This window comes from Solitalea koreensis, assembly GCF_900182575.1.
Classification (GTDB): domain Bacteria; phylum Bacteroidota; class Bacteroidia; order Sphingobacteriales; family Sphingobacteriaceae; genus Solitalea; species Solitalea koreensis.
On record NZ_FXSZ01000009.1, the window covers coordinates 35577 to 52555 of the forward strand.

Below are 16979 nucleotides of genomic sequence, written 5' to 3' on the forward strand. Positions count from 1 at the left end.
ATATACTTGATAATATACTTGGGTCTCTTTTTCATTTTACATAGATTTGAGAAAACCCACTTATATGTACAATCTTAACATTGCCCCTCAAAATGTTCAGGAGTCGTTGAGTAAGCATATTTTAGCCGACGGATACGACCTTATTTTCGATATGGAAAAAAGTCAAGGAACTTATATTTATGATTCAAAATACAACCGTCGATTACTTGATTTTTTCACCTGCTTTGCATCTGTTCCCTTAGGTTATAACCATCCCAAAATGGTGAACGATGAAGCTTTTAAAAAAAATCTTTTATTGGCTGCATTAACCAATCCATCCAATTCTGATATCTATACCCAACAATACGCTCAATTTGTTGAAACATTTGCGCAAATCGGCATTCCTGATTATTTGCATCATGCTTTTTTTATTGCCGGAGGTGCACTGGCCGTTGAAAATGCATTGAAAACTGCAATGGACTGGAAAGTTCAAAAGAATTTTGCGAAAGGACATCGCCAGGAAAAAGGTTTTAAAGTAATTCACTTTGAGCAATCCTTTCATGGCCGGTCGGGTTATACATTGAGTTTAACGAATACCGCAATCGACAAAACTAAGTGGTTCGCTAAATTTGATTGGCCTAGGATCGTAAATCCTAAAATGAGTTTTCCATTCAGTGAGGATAAACATCAAGCTTTGCTTCAGAGAGAAGAATTAGCCATCAATCAAATTAAACAAGCGTTTATCAATAGCCCTGATGATATTTGTGCTATTATTACAGAGCCAATTCAATCAGAAGGAGGCGACAATCATTTTAGGGCTGAATTCTTAGCACAATTGCGGAAACTCTGCGATGAAAATGAGGCATTATTGATTTATGATGAAGTACAAACCGGCGTAGGTTTAACGGGTAAATTTTGGGCTCATCAGCATTTCGGTGAAAAAGCTCGTCCTGACATTATTGCTTTTGGCAAGAAAATGCAGGTTTGCGGTATTTTAGCCGGCAACAAGATAGATGAAATCGAAACAAATGTATTTCATGTTCCTTCACGTATTAACTCAACATGGGGTGGTAATTTAGTGGACATGATACGTTCTTCAAAAGTACTTCAGATCATTAATGAAGATCATTTATTGGATAATTCCACCATCGTTGGAAATTACCTTCATGAAAAATTATTCTCTATCTCAGAGAAAACCGACAAAGTAAGTAACGTTCGTGGTCGAGGATTAATGAACGCTTTCGACCTTCCTACTGCCGAAATACGCAATAAATTCATACAAAAAGGCATGGAAGAAGGCGTAATGTTTTTAGGCTGCGGAGAGAAAAGCATTCGTTTCCGCCCGGCTTTGATGATTGAGCAAATACACATTGACGAAGGCTTAGCTGTGATGGAGAAAATTCTTCCTACACTTTAAGTAAAAAGTCATTAAAAAGGATGATCGAAGGCCCATCCTGTCTAAACTATTTTCAAATTCCTAATACTAGTCCAGCCCACCATTGATTTTAAGTCAATATGCTTAAATCACTTACTCCGATAATTTTTTCACTAGCATAAGCTTCTCCATATTCAGCACCAATTGATTTTCCCAATTCCCGAGCCCGACCTGTTATTGATTCAAAAAACTCCGGGGTTGAAATATAAGTTTGCGGTTCACCCGATTGATCATTGGGATCATAGAACTGAGTTTTGAATGCTTTAATCGAAGCTATTTTAATATCCATTTCCGCTTGGCCAAACCCAACTACTAAGTCAGGAATAAATAATCGATCTTGCATGTAATGAAAAACCGTTTTCGGTCGCCAAGGCTCTTGTGTTTGGTTTTCAAGCCGAGTTTCTACTTTTCTCAATCCTGATAGAAAGATCGCATCACTTACCAATTTTCCACCACGACCGTGATCAGGATGACGATCTTCTAAAGCATTAGCCAATACAATTTCCGGCTGATATTTGCGTATCATCTTTACAATTTCAAGACGGTGTACTTTGTCATTTTCAAAAAAACCATCCGCAAAGCCTAAATTTTCTCGGGCAGATAATCCTAAAATTTTGGAAGAAACTTTGGCTTCTGCATCACGCGTTTCAGGAGTTCCGCGAGTGCCCAGTTCACCTCTGGTTAAATCAACAACACCTACTTTTTTGCCTAGTTTAACATGCTGTGCAATGGTTCCCGAACAACTTAATTCGGCATCGTCGGGATGTGATGCAAATACGAGTATATCTAATTTCATTAAAATTTATTTTGAGATATAATTTTTCAGGAGATAATGAAAGATGTTTATTTTTCCAATAGTTGTTTGATTTTGTTCCTTATTTTTGAACTCATCGGTTTTGTTATGGTTAAAAAATAATCTACCACATTACCTTCCTTGTCTATTAAATACTTGTGAAAGTTCCATAATGGAATGGAATTTAGTTTACCGTTTTCACTTTTGCGAGAAAGGTATTTGTAAAGCGGGTGAGCCTTTTCTCCTTTAACGTGTATTTTCCCAAAAATAGGAAAAGTAACACCGTAGTTATCTTTACAAAAATCGATAATTTCTTCACCATTTCTGGGCTCTTGGGTCCCAAAGTCATTAGAAGGAAAACCTAAAACTTCAAAATCCTGTCCCATAAATTCATTCCGAAGCTGTTCAAGGTCTTGCAATTGAGGAGTATAACCACATTCGGAGGCTGTATTCACTATTAATAACACTTTACCTTTAAACCTTTCAAGGCTTATTTCTTCACCATTAATTTGCTCTACCTTGTGACTGTAGATATTTATAATACTCATAGTAAGCTTGTGAATAATTTGGATCTCCTACTGACTGAATAATGCTTTCTATGGCTTTGTCCTCCTCCGGATCATAATGGTCTTTTAAATTGTTACCAAAAATTCTGGCTACTGATTGCCAACAAAATGCGGTAAATCCATTTCGAAGTTCTTTGAGTAACACATACCCTGTTCGGCCGGTTTCCCGATCAAGCAACTTTATAAGAATTCCACCTTGCCTAATCGTCATGTTTCTGATATCCTTCTCAAAGTTCTTCTTAATCTCATCTTCAGCTTGTTTTACCAATACCTTGCGTTGTTCTTCCGTTTTCACTATAAGCAAGTCAGTTTCCAATTTTCGATAACGCAGACCGGCGAATTTGGCATAAGGCAAAACTTTAAGCACATCTCGCTTTAATCGGTCATATTTTTCACGCTGATGATTGTTCTTAAAAATAAATTTATCGAAAACATATACCTGGGGCAGCCAAACCGTAGTATCACCATTGATAATTGTAGCTCGAAGCGTAATCGTATCATTCTTCCCTCTAGGGGCATTATCTATAACAGCATTATCCTGAGCCTTGATTATCGCAGGTGCCGTTATCGATAAAAATAATATCAAAATCAAATTTCGCATTCTTTTAAATATATACAAATGTACAAGCAATCGTAACTTTTGGCAATTACTTAGAAACAAATAAGATATAAAAGCACATCAAATTTACAAAGCCGTAAAAAATCAATAAATTTACCTCGCTACTACTTATTAGTTCCCGGTTAAGAAAACCGTACAATACTAATAAACGATTTTCATTTTAAACTGTTGCATAACCAGGAATTGTATTGATAATATGAAGGATTTGGTAATAGACCTTGAAGCTGAGAAGAAAGAAATCATTAAACGATACAGGGCATTACTCAGGGCTTGTAAACCTACTCTCCAAAAAGGTGATAAGCGTTTTATTCGTAAAGCATTTGACATGTCGTTGGAGGCGCATAAAGATATGCGCAGAAAATCCGGAGAACCCTATATTTATCATCCAATCGCTGTAGCGCAAATCTGTGCCGAAGAAATAGGTTTAGGAACCACATCTATCGTTTGTGCTTTACTGCACGATACTGTTGAAGATACTCACCTCACCCTGGATGACATTGAACGTGAATTTGGGAAAAAAGCTGCTAATATAATTGATGGCCTTACCAAAATTTCAGGCGTTTTTGATCATAGAAGTTCGATTCAGGCTGAAAATTTCAGAAAGATGTTGCTTACGCTGGCCGATGATGTCAGGGTTATTTTAATTAAGCTGGCTGATCGATTGCATAACATGCGCACCATGGAGCATATGCCACGCGATAAGCAATTAAAAATATCTTCAGAAACTGTTTACCTCTATGCCCCTCTAGCCCATCGATTGGGCTTATACGCTATCAAATCGGAATTAGAGGATTTGGCAATGAAATTTACTGAAACCTCCACTTATAAGTTTATCGCCCAAAAATTAAGCGAACGTAAAGTAGAGCGTGAAAAATTCATTCGTGAATTCATTGGCCCAATTCAAAAAGCCTTAGCCGAACAAGGGCTGGAAGCTGAAGTACTCGGACGGCCAAAATCTATCCATTCAATTTGGAATAAAATGCGCACAAAGGGGATTCCTTTTGAAGAAGTATATGATTTGTTTGCCATACGTATCGTTCTGGATAGTCCTCCTGAAAACGAAAAAGCTGATTGCTGGAAGGCCTATTCTATCGTTACAGATCTTTATCGCCCCAACCCTGACCGACTAAAAGATTGGATTTCAAGTCCGAAAAGCAATGGATACGAATCATTACACACAACTGTAATGGGGCCTAAAGGTCGTTGGGTCGAAATTCAAATTCGTACGCAACGTATGAACGAGATCGCCGAAAAAGGTTTTGCGGCGCATTGGAAATACAAAGAATCAGACGGGGATAGCGGCCTTGATCAATGGATTAAAAAAGTGCGCGAAACATTAAGCAGCCCGGAAACAAATGCTCTTGATTTTCTTGATGACTTCAAGATGAATCTTTTCTCAGATGAAGTATTTGCCTTTACGCCTAAAGGTTCATTACTCAAACTACCGAATGGTGCTACAGCCCTTGATTTTGCCTTTGAGATCCATACCGATGTGGGAAGTCGTTGTATAGGAGCCAAAGTAAACCATAAACTGGTGCCTTTAAGTTATAAACTTCAAAATGGAGATCAGATTGAAATTATAACATCAAGCAAACAAGCGCCTAAAGATGATTGGCTAAATATTGTCGTTACGGCCAAAGCTAAATCAAAAATCAAATCATCTCTTAAAGAAGAAAAACGTAAAATAGCTGACGACGGTAAAGAGATTTTAGAACGCAAAATGAAGTCGTTGAAAATACCTTTCAACTCTGACATACTCCATAAAATTGCCAATGCATTTCGCATTCAAAGTATTCAGGATCTTTATTACCGCGTTGCCATTGGAAAATTCGACCAAAACGACCTTAAACGATACCTCGAAGTAGAAAAAAGTGTTGAGAATAAATCCGTTGAGAAGATCCAAACCGAAACGATTGACGCCTTTGTAAAGAGCATCAAAAAGAAAACAGACGACATGCTTGTGATCGGTGATGACATGCAAAAGCTTGACTACAAACTGGCTCCTTGCTGCAATCCAATCCCTGGCGATGATGTCTTTGGATTTGTTACCGTGAGTGAGGGCATTAAAATACACCGAACCAATTGTCCGAATGCCGTAAAATTGATGTCGAACTTTGGGTATCGAATCGTTAAAGCCAAATGGACTAATCAAAACGAAATTGCCTTCTTAACCGGTGTTCGGGTTACCGGAATTGACGATGTAGGGGTTATCAATAATATTACGAAAGTAATTTCAAATGACTTTAAAGTAAACATTCGCTCTATAACGGTTGATAGTAATGATGGCATTTTTGAGGGATCGTTGATGGTATATGTTAATGACACAGACCACTTACACAACCTGATCCGCAGACTTAAAGAAGTTCGAGGAGTGCTTACCGCTACTCGTTTTGACGCCGTTCAATTATAAAAAATTAGACCTTATTTTTTAATTCTTAAAGATTTAAAGACTATTAATAATAAAAATTAAAAGAAGTTCAATAAATACAATATTTTTGAACTTCTTTTCAAAACAGTATTATGGCATCAATTGCTGAAACAACGCAAACCGTTCGTAAAATTTTTGAAGGATATCTGGAGAAACACAGCCTTCGGAAAACTCCTGAACGTTTTGCAATCTTAGAAGAAATTTACTCGCGGACTGATCATTTTGATGTGGAGTCGTTATACATCCATATGAAAAATAAAAAGTACAGGGTAAGCCGTGCTACAGTTTATAACACGTTAGAACTATTGGTATCATGTGATTTAGTAACCAAACATCAGTTTGGGAAAAACATGGCTCAATTTGAAAAATCATATGGCTACCGTCAACATGATCATATTATTTGCATGGATTGTGGCAAAGTAGTTGAATTCTGTGATCCGCGTGTGCAACAAATTCAAAGTATGATGGGCGACCTTCTCAAATTTGAGATCAAACATCACTCGCTTAACCTGTATGGAGCCTGTACTCGACTGAAAGAAAATGGCCAATGCGATTCGTTCGCTGCCAAACAAGCGTAGTATCCATTGGAACTACCATTTTAAAGAACTTATAGATTTTTCAAATTAAATAATAATAAAAATTATGCAGGTAGATGTGTTGTTGGGCTTGCAGTGGGGCGACGAAGGCAAAGGCAAAATCGTTGACGTACTAAGTCCTGAATACGACCTTATTGCCCGTTTTCAGGGTGGTCCTAATGCTGGTCATACACTTGAGTTCAATGGAAACAAGTATGTATTGAATACCATTCCTTCTGGTATTTTTAATGAAAATACCATGAACCTAATCGGTAATGGTGTAGTGATCGACCCGATTATTATAAAACGTGAGATCGATAACTTGATCAAAAACGGTACGGATCCTATTAAATCAGGAAAACTTGTGATTGCAAAAAAGGCTCACCTTATTTTGCCTACACATCAATTGCTCGATGCAGCTTATGAAGGCGTAATGGGTGATAAAAAGATTGGATCAACCTTAAAAGGTATAGGACCAACTTATTCTGATAAAATTGGCCGTAAAGGCTTACGTGTTGGAGATACTCAATTGGCTGATTTTAACGAAAAATACCAGCGTATCAAAAACCAACATTTAGCAATCTTGGATCAGTATAAATTTGATTATTCAGATCTTGCCGAACGTGAAGCAAAGTTCTTTGAAGCTGTTGAGCTATTAAAACAACTGAAACAAGTTGATAGCGAACACTTTGTTAACAGTTACCTTAAATCGGGTAAAAAAGTACTGGCGGAAGGTGCTCAAGGAACATTACTCGATATCGATTTTGGTTCTTATCCGTACGTAACCTCATCTAATACCACTACTGCCGGTGCTTGTACCGGTTTAGGAATCGCTCCTAACAGAATTGGATCGGTAATCGGTATTTTCAAGGCTTACTGTACACGTGTAGGCGGAGGGCCATTCCCTACTGAATTGAACGATGAAACAGGTGAAGAACTTCGCAAAATCGGACATGAGTTTGGCGCTACAACCGGACGCGCGCGTCGTACCGGCTGGATCGATTTACCTGCTTTGAAATATGCGATCATGCTTAACGGAGTTACTGAATTGGTAATGACAAAAGCAGATGTGTTAAGCGGTTTCGAAAAGATCAATGTTTGTACTCATTACGATTACATGGGTGAAAAGATTGACTACATGCCTTATGACATCAATACCATTGAAGCTGTACCCGTTTTAAAAGAGATGGATGGATGGCACGAAGATTTGACAGGAATCACCAAGGTTGAGCAAATTCCTGCAAAACTGATGGAATACATTAAATACTTGGAGCAAGAATTGGAAGTTCCTGTTAAGTACCTTTCTGTAGGACCTGATCGTACTCAAACCCTGATTTTATCATAACCTTCAAGAGCACTAGCTACAAGAAAGATTAAAAGATGTTTATCATCGAAAACATAATTGATTTTAAAAGAAAAGCCCTTCATTGGGCTTCTTCTTTTAATGTATGTTGCTATCTCGATTCAAATAACTACAATGATCCTTACGGTTCTTACGATACCGTCATTGCCATCGACTCTATTGCTTCACTCCAAACGAGTATTGGTAACGCATTTGAAGATCTTAAGTCCTTCCATTCAGTTGAAAAGGCCGATATTTTCGGCTTTTTAACTTACGATCTGAAAAATGAACTAGAAGATTTACATTCAGCAAACCCAGATCATCTGCATTTCCCTGCGCTTTATTTTTTTAAACCTCGTATCATTTTAAAATTCAAAGGAACTGACCTAGAAATCATTTCTAATGACGATGAATTAAGATTTGATCTACTACTTGAACGGATTAATAATTTTCAAACAGAGGAGCATAAAGACTTTGGAAAGATTAATATTAAATCCAGAGTTAGTAGAGAAAATTACCTACAGAAAGTTCAAAAAGTAAAAGAGCATATTGTCAGAGGCGATATTTATGAGATGAATCTTTGCCAGGAGTTTTATGCTGAAAACTGTATAATTGATCCCCTGCAAACCTGGCAACGACTAACAAATATTTCTCCTACTCCTTTTGCCTCGTTTTTCAAATTAAATGAGCAATACATACTTTGTGCTTCACCGGAGCGGTATTTAAGAAAGAATGGAAGCAGATTAATCTCGCAACCCATCAAAGGAACTTCTCGAAGAAGCAAAGACCCTGTTGAAGATTTAAAGATCAAGGAGCACCTCTATAACGACCCTAAAGAGCGCGCAGAAAATGTAATGATCGTTGACCTTGTTCGCAATGATTTGACGCGTTGTGCTGAACCAGGCTCAGTAAAAGTTGAAGAGCTCTTTGGGATATATGGATTCAGCCAGGTATATCAAATGATTTCCACTATATCCGCTGATCTTAAAACCAATTTACATTTCACCGAGGCCATAAAAGATACTTTTCCAATGGGTTCAATGACGGGTGCACCCAAAATAAGTGCCATGAAACTTATTGAACAGTACGAAGAAACGATGAGAGGAATATACTCCGGGGCAATCGGATACATTACTGCTAATGGCGATTTCGATTTTAATGTAGTAATAAGAAGTTTATTGTACAATGCGGCTAATCATTATCTTTCCTATCAGGTAGGTGGCGCCATTACCTTTAACTCCATTGCAGAAAATGAATACGATGAATGCTTACTGAAGGCAAAAGCCATATCAGAAGCATTGCAATAGAAACATAAACTTCAAAAAAAGGTCCTCAACTAACTGTTTAAGGACCTTTTTTTTGTTCTATTGAACCTATTTCTGCTGTGGATTATTGTAATATTTCATTGCTTCCGGGATCAGGCGTTTTATATCATCAATACGCGTTTGATCACTAGGGTGAGTACTTAAAATTTCAGGAGGTTTTTGACCTGTTGCTGAAGCTGACATACGTTGCCAAAAATCTACGGCGGTATTAGGATTATATCCTGCCATTGCCATAAAAATCAACCCCAAATGATCAGCTTCTGATTCTTGTTTACGTGAGTATTTTAATAGCAGCAAAGGAGCTCCTGTACCATATAATTGGTTAAAAATAGAAGTAGCTTCATGGCTATTGGCAGTAACCATGCCACCAGCAACAGCTCCGGCCTCAGCCGCCAATTGTTGCGACATACGTTCACTTCCATGGCGAGCAATAGCATGAGCGATCTCATGCCCCATTACAGTGGCTAAACCAGCATCGTCTTTACAAACAGGTAAAATCCCGGTAAATACCGCCATTTTACCTCCCGGCATACACCAAGCATTTAATTCTTTATTTTGAATCAGATTAACCTCCCATTTATAATTGGCAATTTGATTCGCATAACCGTTTTGATTCATAAAACGGGTTACTGCATCTATAAGCTGACCACCTACTCTTTTAACGCGCTGGGCGTCTTTGTTGGTAGTAGGCACTACAGGATTTTCTTTTAAATACTCACTATAACTGGAGGCGGCCATTGTCATCATTTGACCTTCGTCAACTAAACTCAACTGACTTCTACCGGTTAATGGTACTTTTGAGCAAGAACTAATAACAGCAACGAATAAAAATGCTGCAATGAATTTCAGTTTCATAACTATATATTATCAGACGTTATCTTTCGTTTAAACAAATAAGATTTATTCTCTTTTCCCTTTAAAAGTCTTTCTATATTTTTTTGATGAGTTACCAACACTAAAACAGCTACACAAACCCCAAAAAGCACAACTGATTTGTTAGGTACTTGAAATGCAAATATAATCAACATGGGATATGCAAAGCTGGCCAACATTGAGCTGAGCGATACATAGTGACTTATTGTTAAAATTACTAAAAAAATAAGGCAACAGCATAAAGCTGCCTGAAAATGAATTGCCAAAACCATTCCAAAGAGGGTAGCAATTCCCTTGCCTCCTCTAAAGCCTGCAAGTACGGGAAAAATATGACCTACAATGGCAATAATCCCCAGTGACAGTTGAAAGTTAACGAATTGAGTTGAATCAGGATTATAAGTAGAAAACCAATGTGCCAGGTAACAGGCAAGCCAGCCCTTGAACACATCAATGATCATAACCGGGATTCCGGCTTTTTTTCCTAGTATTCTGAAAGTATTTGTAGTTCCAGCATTACCGCTACCATATTCACGTACATCTATCCCATAAAATATTTTACCCACCCATACAGCAGAAGGGATAGAACCTATTACATATGCCAGGAGAAGAGCTGTTAACGATTGAGTTGAAATCATTAATATCGCTTCTATTCTTTGTTTTTAAAAATATGAAAATTCAATCAGAGCAGCAATTATGTTAAGCTATTGCTTTAAGACTCATGTCCAAGCTTTTTACTGAATGTGTTAATGCACCCATAGAAATGTAATCTACGCCACATTTTGCATATTCAAGTACATTATCAAGAGTTATTCCGCCTGATGCTTCGGTTGGATATTTGCCGTTAATAAGATTAACTGCTTCACGAAGTTTCTCGTAACTAAAGTTATCAAGCATAATCCGATCAATTCCTCCTGTTGCCAGTGCTTGTTGCACTTCATCTAAACTGCGAGTTTCAATCTCAATCTGCAAGTTTTTACCTGTCTGTTCAAGATAAGTGTGGGCATTTTTTATGGCTTGCTGAATACCGCCGGCATAATCTACATGATTATCCTTAATCAGGATCATATCGTATAAACCAATCCGATGATTTACACCTCCACCAACCTTAACAGCATACTTTTCAAGAAAACGAATCCCTGGAGTAGTTTTGCGCGTATCAAGCACTTTAGCTTTTGTTCCTGAAATTAAATCCACAATTTGACGGGTAACAGTCGCTATACCACTCATCCGTTGCATGGTGTTTAATACAAGGCGCTCAGCTTTCAGAATAGAATGTACATTTCCTCTTACAATTAAGGCCACATCCCCCACCTTTACTAAAGTTCCATCATGAACCAATACTTCCACATGCAGATCAGGATCCACTTGTTTAAATATTTCAATAGCTACATCAACACCAGCCAATATGCCGTGTTCTTTAATAAGTAATCGAGCTGCGCCGGTGGTTCCTGCTGGAATACAAGATAATGAAGTGTGATCCCCGTCCCCAACATCTTCAATTAATGATTCAGTAATGAATCTTTGAAGTAATTCTTTGTCCAAAACCATATTTTTTGATGCGCCAAGATAAAAAATAGTTCGCAAAAACCACTACTTACTATTTCTCTCTTTCAAAACGAAGCTCATTTATGTAATGAACTTTGCCTGTAGACTTCATATAAATGTACAAGCGATACATGGCATTGTTGGTGGTTCTATATGAGCATATTGCGTACTTAAGTCCCTCGGGAGAGGAGCCGGTGTGTTTGAGTAAAACCTGTACTGGAGGATATTTTGAAAAAAAATCTTTTAACACCATTTCGCCCTGTGTTTTGCTATATACATTTTCTTCATCTAAAATAGCTAGAATCACAATGGAATTGAGGTATTTAGAGATTTCGCGAGTGTTAGAGACACTAATCGCCGCTGTAACTACTTCAACAGCATCACTCTGCTTATATGTACTTTTCATCGAAGTACATAGAAGGAATAATACCACTAGAAGTATTCTATTCATTAGATGATAAACAAAGAGTTAAATTCAGTGTAATATGCACAAACAATGCCAAAAAGATAAAAAAATATCTTTTTCATTTCAACATTCCCAACATTCAAGGCAAAAAAATATATTTGTAATCAGAACTAGGGTAATATTGTTCTTTTAGCAGATGGCACAAGGGATTCCTAACCTACATTACGTCCTGTTGATTCATTTCTAATATATCTCTTTTTCTTCATATTATTTAACTTTTCACATGAAAAAACTTGCACTGATTATTCTCGATGGATGGGGCTATGGTCGCCATGATAAGTCAAATGCCATTTTTGAGGCAAATACTCCTTTTTTTGATCGACTTGTGGAACAATTTCCCAACTCTAAATTAGAAGCATCAGGCGAGGCAGTGGGATTACCTGAAGGTCAAATGGGCAACTCTGAAGTTGGGCATATGAACCTTGGAGCAGGACGCGTAGTTTATCAAGAACTGGTTCGAATTAATAAAGCGGTACGTGAAAAAACAATTGATAACAACCCGGTTTTAGTAGATGCATTTGAATATGCAAAAACAAACAATAAAAGTGTCCATTTAATTGGACTAGTATCTGATGGCGGGGTACACTCCCACATTAACCATCTTAAAGGATTATTGAGTGCAGCAGCAGATAAAGGCTTAAAAGACGTATTTGTCCACGCCTTCCTTGACGGACGAGATACGGACCCGAAAGGCGGAGCCAACTATATTGCAGATGTACAAGAGCATATGGATAAATCAACTGGCTCGATTGCTACTGCTGTGGGGCGTTATTATGCTATGGACAGGGATAACCGCTGGGAACGGGTAAAACTTGCCTACGATGTAATGGTTAAAGCCGAAGGAAAACTCGTAACTGATATCCAACAGGCAATTCAAGATTCATACGCAGCAAATGTTACCGATGAATTTTTGCAACCACTCGTGCATGTTGGCGCTGATGGAAAGCCTTTGACCCACATCAAAGAGGGCGATGTGGTGATTTGTTTTAATTTCCGTACCGACCGTGGTCGCGAAATAACCAAAGCGCTTACCCAAGAAGATTTCCCAGAGCAGAACATGCATAAAATGGATCTGTATTACGTAACCATGACCAATTACGATGATACGTTCAAAAATGTTAAAGTAATCTACAATAAAGAAGACCTTTCATTAACCTTAGGCGAAGTGTTGGAGATGAATAGCAAACACCAAATACGGATTGCCGAAACCGAAAAATATCCTCACGTTACGTTTTTCTTTTCAGGCGGAAGAGAAGTTCCGTTTACCGATGAAAAACGAATTATGATTCCCTCTCCTAAAGTGGCCACCTATGATCTTCAACCTGAAATGAGTGCAAATGGAATTACAGAAGCTATTCTGCCTGAACTTAAATCGGGATGGGCTGACTTCATTTGCCTGAACTACGCCAATACGGATATGGTAGGCCATACCGGTGTTTTCAGCGCTGCCGTCAAAGCGGCCGAAACCGTTGATGCCTGCTTAAAACAAGTAGTAGAAACCGGTCAGGAGAACGGCTATTCGTTTATCATCATTGCTGATCATGGTAATTCAGACTATATGATTAATGAAGATGGTACGCCTAATACTGCTCACACCACTAATCTTGTACCGTGTATTGTTATTGACAAGGATGTCCATTCCGTAAAAGATGGAAAACTGGGCGACATTGCTCCTACCATTCTTTCTATTTTAGGTTTAAACAGACCACCTGAAATGACCGGAGATGTATTAGTTTAAGAAAACGTCCATATCCTATAGACCTAAGGACAAAAACATGAACTATAAACTACTTACGGCTTTCGTATTTCTTTTAGTAGGTTGCAATCCATCTGAAAGCAAGAAGCAGATTCGCGTTTATTTCGATTTAAAAGGCTATTTTGAATCAGAAGTGAATCGTTTAACAAAATCAGCTGTTATGGTTGATAAAACGACTGCAAAAGATGGCGTATCCGAAACAAAAAAACTGAACTCTATCGATTGGAAAAATGAGCTTTCGGTATTCATGGCTTCTGATATTAACAAACCAGCCTGGATTAAGAGCTATAAAACAGAACGCAAACTAGAAGGATCTGATTCTACCGAAGTTTACACAGCGCTTGATTCAGCACTTCATACACGTAGCTTGAGCATTACCTGGAACAAAAACCATGAAGTACGAAAAGTACTCATCGTTAACTCTACTCGAAATGGCCTGTATGATTTAGATGAAACGCTTCAGTATATACCTGATGAAATGTACCAGATCAATAGAATTCAAAAAGCAAAAATGCTTAAAGAGAATAAATTCAGTGTAAAGGGACTATTTGAAAAAAGATAATTTTATACAAAAAATGGCTGATGAGATTCATCAGCCATTTTTTTGTATCAGAGCATACTCGTGTCCTTGTTGGAAAAGATGCGATTAAATCCATTAAAAAATAAGCAACAAAGAATGGATTCTTTATAAGACTTTGCGACTTTCCCTTTAACTAAAGGAATTGTCCACTACTGCAAATTTTTAAATTATTGGGTAGATATTAATGGCAACAAATTTACAGTTGTCCGATAATTCAAATCTCGAATGTTCGAATAAGCATTCATCCATGCTTTTTTCTTCAAAACAAGGTGATATCGAATTTCATAAAATGCCGTTAACTCTTGCTACCATCTCTTTCATCCGATCATAATGCGAACCTTTCCAATAAATTCGTTGACAAGAAGTGCATTGAAAGAACTCATTAAAATACTGGCAGGTGTCAGCTGGTAATTGATCGATTACTGATGCTTTAGGTATTTTTTTTGATGATGCCGTTACACTCCAAACAACGTTTAAAAGGCTTGAATTTAGAGAGATTGAAGTACCTGATAACTTCTTTTAGTTGTTCTTCTGAATGTTGTGATCGTATCCAGTAGCCACGGGCTACATCTCCATTCTTCAATAAAAGCAGATCCCGGGTCAATACAATTCGGTTTTCTGCTTTAGCTGTCTTCACAATAGTTTCATCCTCATAAAAATTATCGTAAGTAGTATCAAAACCGAGCAAACGAAGTGATCGGGCTAGTTTGCCTAAATGCACATCAAGTATAAATTTGTTTGATACCTGCTCATCATTTTTAGAAAAAAAACCGCCGTTAAGTAATGGATGGACTTCTATCCTATCCCCTTTTTGTAAAAGGTATGAAAACTTGACCGGTACATCGTTCACCAAAACCAGATCTACTTCCGGATGTGGAGGCCCTATTGCCTCAATGGCATTCTTAATGGAGGGCGTTCCCCAGAAACTATAACTGAACCATGAGTTTCTGCGTTCAATAGGAAGAAAATCGTTCAGTCCTCCATAAAATCGGAAACTGGCTGACTTGGGCATTCTGAAGAATTGCTTTATACTATTTTCGTTTTGATAAACTCAATTCTATCAAAGTTAAGCATTGTAAAATCCCACCAAAACAATTAAGGCCGGAAATAAATTCCGGCCTTAATTGTCTTTGTTCTTTCTTGGATCTTTTGTCTACCAAAACTATCTCGAATAATTAGGAGCTTCTTTAGTAATTGAAATATCGTGAGGATGGCTTTCGCGCATTCCGGCAGCCGTAATACGTACGAATTTAGCATCTTGTAAAGCATCAATAGTTGGCGCTCCGCAATAACCCATACCTGCTTTTAAACCTCCAATGTATTGGTACATCACCTCAGCAAGCGTTCCTTTGTATGGCACACGGCCTACAATACCTTCGGGTACCAATTTCTTAATATCATCTTCCACATCCTGGAAATAACGGTCTTTTGAACCTTGTTCCATTGCTTCAATAGAACCCATCCCACGGTATGACTTGAATTTACGTCCTTCGTAAATAATGGTTTCACCTGGTGATTCTTCCACTCCTGCGAACAATGAACCTGCCATAATAGAGTTCGCTCCCGCTGCAATGGCTTTAACAATATCACCCGTTTGCTTAATACCACCGTCGGCAATAACAGGAATACCTGTACCTTTTAACGCTTTAGCAACTTCGAAAATTGCGGTAAGTTGAGGAACACCTACACCGGCAATGATACGCGTGGTACAAATTGAACCCGGACCAATACCAACTTTTACGCCATCAACTCCAGCAGCTGCAAGTGCCAAGGCCGCTTCACCGGTTGCTATGTTACCAGCGATAACTTGTAATTCAGGGTACTTTGCTTTAACAGTTTTCACCATCTCAATCACACCTTTTGAGTGACCATGAGCGGTATCAATTGTTACCACATCAACTCCAGCCTTCACCAATGCTTCTACGCGTTGTAAAGTATCAGCAGTTACGCCCAAGGCTGCACCAACACGTAAACGGCCATGCTCGTCTTTACATGCAATAGGGAACGCTTTAAACTTCTGAATATCTTTAAACGTGATCAAACCTGCCAGTGTACCGTCGTTTCTTACAACCGGCAGTTTCTCGATTTTATATTTTTGAAGAATTTCTTCCGCTTTTAACAAATCGGTACCCACTGGTGCAGTGATCAGATTTTCACAAGTCATCACCTCGGTAACCTTTTTAGAAAGATCTTTCTGAAAACGAATATCGCGATTGGTTAATATGCCGAGCAGCTTATTATCACCATTGATAATTGGAATACCACCAATTTTATTTTCTTTCATTAAACGAAGTGCGTCGCTCAACACCGAATCAACTGTCAAGGTAACAGGATCCTGAATCATTCCGCTTTCTGAACGTTTCACTCTTCTTACTTCACTTGCCTGGCGCTCAATGGTCATGTTTTTGTGAATCATTCCCAAACCACCGGCTTGTGCAATAGCAATAGCCAATTCTGATTCGGTAACCGTATCCATAGCAGCCGATATGATCGGAACGTTGATTTTGATTTTACGAGTTAAGAATGATTGGGTATTTACGTCGCGTGGTAAAACTTCAGAGTAAGCTGGAATCAACAGTACGTCATCGTACGTGAGACCTTCAAGAACAAATTTTGATGAATCTAACTGCATGGCAAATAATTTAGGAGTCATTATTTGCGGGGCAAAGGTAGCATTATTCAATGGGAATATCAAAT

The 16979-nt window shown here is 38.1% G+C and carries 17 protein-coding genes; 7 read left to right on the forward strand and 10 right to left on the reverse strand.

Features of this window, described 5'->3' with window-relative positions; all coding sequences use genetic code 11:
- The first annotated feature begins 64 nt into the window (after positions 1–64).
- Complete coding sequence (gene lat / locus FN756_RS12430) at positions 65–1396, forward strand: L-lysine 6-transaminase (protein ID WP_142604437.1); 1332 nt, start codon at positions 65–67, stop codon at positions 1394–1396.
- 88 nt (positions 1397–1484) lie between these two features.
- Here lat and bshB1 read toward each other — a convergent pair whose 3' ends face one another.
- From bshB1 to FN756_RS12445, 3 genes are read right to left on the reverse strand one after another with little or no spacing between them, the layout of a single operon-like run.
- A complete protein-coding gene (gene bshB1, locus FN756_RS12435; protein WP_142604438.1) occupies positions 1485–2210 on the reverse strand; it encodes a bacillithiol biosynthesis deacetylase BshB1 in 726 nt (241 codons plus the stop codon).
- Positions 2211–2257: 47 nt separating this feature from the next.
- A complete protein-coding gene (locus FN756_RS12440; RefSeq protein ID WP_142604439.1) occupies positions 2258–2755 on the reverse strand; it encodes a glutathione peroxidase in 498 nt (165 codons plus the stop codon).
- The gene (locus tag FN756_RS12445) at positions 2712–3374 is read right to left on the reverse strand and encodes a DUF4294 domain-containing protein (RefSeq protein WP_142604440.1); all 663 of its coding nucleotides are present in this window, start codon (positions 3372–3374) and stop codon (positions 2712–2714) included. The genes FN756_RS12440 and FN756_RS12445 overlap by 44 nt, the downstream gene beginning before the upstream one ends.
- Before the next feature lie 214 nt (positions 3375–3588).
- Here FN756_RS12445 and FN756_RS12450 point away from each other — a divergent pair, with 214 nt between their 5' ends.
- From FN756_RS12450 to FN756_RS12465, 4 genes are all read left to right on the forward strand, one after another.
- Entirely contained in the window at positions 3589–5802 is a 2214-nt protein-coding gene (locus tag FN756_RS12450; protein ID WP_142604441.1) for a RelA/SpoT family protein, read from the forward strand.
- Positions 5803–5912: 110 nt separating this feature from the next.
- Positions 5913–6398 carry a Fur family transcriptional regulator gene (locus tag FN756_RS12455; RefSeq protein WP_142604442.1) on the forward strand — a complete coding sequence of 162 codons (486 nt, stop codon included), beginning with the start codon at positions 5913–5915 and terminating at the stop codon, positions 6396–6398.
- A gap of 64 nt (positions 6399–6462) precedes the next feature.
- Positions 6463–7740: an adenylosuccinate synthase gene (locus FN756_RS12460; RefSeq protein WP_142604443.1), complete on the forward strand. Its 1278-nt coding sequence runs from the start codon at positions 6463–6465 to the stop codon at positions 7738–7740.
- Between the two features lie 35 nt (positions 7741–7775).
- The gene (locus tag FN756_RS12465; RefSeq protein ID WP_142604444.1) at positions 7776–9044 is read left to right on the forward strand and encodes an anthranilate synthase component I family protein; all 1269 of its coding nucleotides are present in this window, start codon (positions 7776–7778) and stop codon (positions 9042–9044) included.
- A 66-nt stretch (positions 9045–9110) separates the two neighbouring features.
- Here FN756_RS12465 and FN756_RS12470 read toward each other — a convergent pair whose 3' ends face one another.
- The 4 genes from FN756_RS12470 to FN756_RS12485 all read right to left on the reverse strand — a co-directional run bounded on the left by FN756_RS12470 (position 9111) and on the right by FN756_RS12485 (position 11931).
- Positions 9111–9917, reverse strand: a complete 807-nt coding sequence (locus FN756_RS12470) for a M48 family metallopeptidase (protein ID WP_142604445.1) — start codon at positions 9915–9917, stop codon at positions 9111–9113.
- Positions 9918–9919: 2 nt separating this feature from the next.
- Positions 9920–10570, reverse strand: coding sequence for a glycerol-3-phosphate 1-O-acyltransferase PlsY (gene plsY / locus FN756_RS12475; RefSeq protein WP_142604446.1), 651 nt, complete (start codon positions 10568–10570; stop codon positions 9920–9922).
- A gap of 61 nt (positions 10571–10631) precedes the next feature.
- The gene (gene nadC, locus FN756_RS12480; RefSeq protein WP_142604485.1) at positions 10632–11483 is read right to left on the reverse strand and encodes a carboxylating nicotinate-nucleotide diphosphorylase; all 852 of its coding nucleotides are present in this window, start codon (positions 11481–11483) and stop codon (positions 10632–10634) included.
- A 49-nt stretch (positions 11484–11532) separates the two neighbouring features.
- Entirely contained in the window at positions 11533–11931 is a 399-nt protein-coding gene (locus FN756_RS12485; protein ID WP_142604447.1) for a DUF4783 domain-containing protein, read from the reverse strand.
- A gap of 238 nt (positions 11932–12169) precedes the next feature.
- Between FN756_RS12485 and gpmI the strand changes: the two genes are divergently transcribed.
- Positions 12170–13684 carry a 2,3-bisphosphoglycerate-independent phosphoglycerate mutase gene (gene gpmI / locus FN756_RS12490; protein ID WP_142604448.1) on the forward strand — a complete coding sequence of 505 codons (1515 nt, stop codon included), beginning with the start codon at positions 12170–12172 and terminating at the stop codon, positions 13682–13684.
- A gap of 37 nt (positions 13685–13721) precedes the next feature.
- On the forward strand, positions 13722–14264 hold the full coding sequence (locus FN756_RS12495) for a hypothetical protein (RefSeq protein WP_142604449.1): 543 nt from the start codon (positions 13722–13724) through the stop codon (positions 14262–14264).
- Positions 14265–14564: 300 nt separating this feature from the next.
- Here the strand turns inward: FN756_RS12495 and FN756_RS14795 are convergent, their stop codons facing one another.
- From FN756_RS14795 to guaB, 3 genes are all read right to left on the reverse strand, one after another.
- Positions 14565–14780 (reverse strand): Mut7-C RNAse domain-containing protein, encoded by a 216-nt coding sequence (locus FN756_RS14795; protein WP_221929061.1) that lies wholly within the window; start codon positions 14778–14780, stop codon positions 14565–14567.
- A complete protein-coding gene (locus tag FN756_RS12500; RefSeq protein ID WP_221929059.1) occupies positions 14713–15294 on the reverse strand; it encodes a Mut7-C ubiquitin/RNAse domain-containing protein in 582 nt (193 codons plus the stop codon). Before FN756_RS12500 ends, FN756_RS14795 begins: the two co-directional genes overlap by 68 nt.
- 150 nt (positions 15295–15444) lie before the next feature.
- Positions 15445–16914, reverse strand: a complete 1470-nt coding sequence (gene guaB, locus FN756_RS12505) for an IMP dehydrogenase (RefSeq protein WP_142604486.1) — start codon at positions 16912–16914, stop codon at positions 15445–15447.
- Positions 16915–16979 lie beyond the last annotated feature (65 nt).

Bases quoted from the DNA above. Each gene is read 5' to 3' on its own strand.
- lat (WP_142604437.1), top strand. From the start codon at position 65: ATGTACAATCTTAACATTGCCCCTCAAAATGTTCAGGAGTCGTTGAGT.
- bshB1 (WP_142604438.1), bottom strand. From the start codon at position 2,210: ATGAAATTAGATATACTCGTATTTGCATCACATCCCGACGATGCCGAA.
- FN756_RS12440 (WP_142604439.1), bottom strand. From the start codon at position 2,755: ATGAGTATTATAAATATCTACAGTCACAAGGTAGAGCAAATTAATGGT.
- FN756_RS12445 (WP_142604440.1), bottom strand. From the start codon at position 3,374: ATGCGAAATTTGATTTTGATATTATTTTTATCGATAACGGCACCTGCG.
- FN756_RS12450 (WP_142604441.1), top strand. From the start codon at position 3,589: ATGAAGGATTTGGTAATAGACCTTGAAGCTGAGAAGAAAGAAATCATT.
- FN756_RS12455 (WP_142604442.1), top strand. From the start codon at position 5,913: ATGGCATCAATTGCTGAAACAACGCAAACCGTTCGTAAAATTTTTGAA.
- FN756_RS12460 (WP_142604443.1), top strand. From the start codon at position 6,463: ATGCAGGTAGATGTGTTGTTGGGCTTGCAGTGGGGCGACGAAGGCAAA.
- FN756_RS12465 (WP_142604444.1), top strand. From the start codon at position 7,776: ATGTTTATCATCGAAAACATAATTGATTTTAAAAGAAAAGCCCTTCAT.
- FN756_RS12470 (WP_142604445.1), bottom strand. From the start codon at position 9,917: ATGAAACTGAAATTCATTGCAGCATTTTTATTCGTTGCTGTTATTAGT.
- plsY (WP_142604446.1), bottom strand. From the start codon at position 10,570: ATGATTTCAACTCAATCGTTAACAGCTCTTCTCCTGGCATATGTAATA.
- nadC (WP_142604485.1), bottom strand. From the start codon at position 11,483: ATGGTTTTGGACAAAGAATTACTTCAAAGATTCATTACTGAATCATTA.
- FN756_RS12485 (WP_142604447.1), bottom strand. From the start codon at position 11,931: ATGAATAGAATACTTCTAGTGGTATTATTCCTTCTATGTACTTCGATG.
- gpmI (WP_142604448.1), top strand. From the start codon at position 12,170: ATGAAAAAACTTGCACTGATTATTCTCGATGGATGGGGCTATGGTCGC.
- FN756_RS12495 (WP_142604449.1), top strand. From the start codon at position 13,722: ATGAACTATAAACTACTTACGGCTTTCGTATTTCTTTTAGTAGGTTGC.
- FN756_RS12500 (WP_221929059.1), bottom strand. From the start codon at position 15,294: ATGCCCAAGTCAGCCAGTTTCCGATTTTATGGAGGACTGAACGATTTT.
- guaB (WP_142604486.1), bottom strand. From the start codon at position 16,914: ATGCAGTTAGATTCATCAAAATTTGTTCTTGAAGGTCTCACGTACGAT.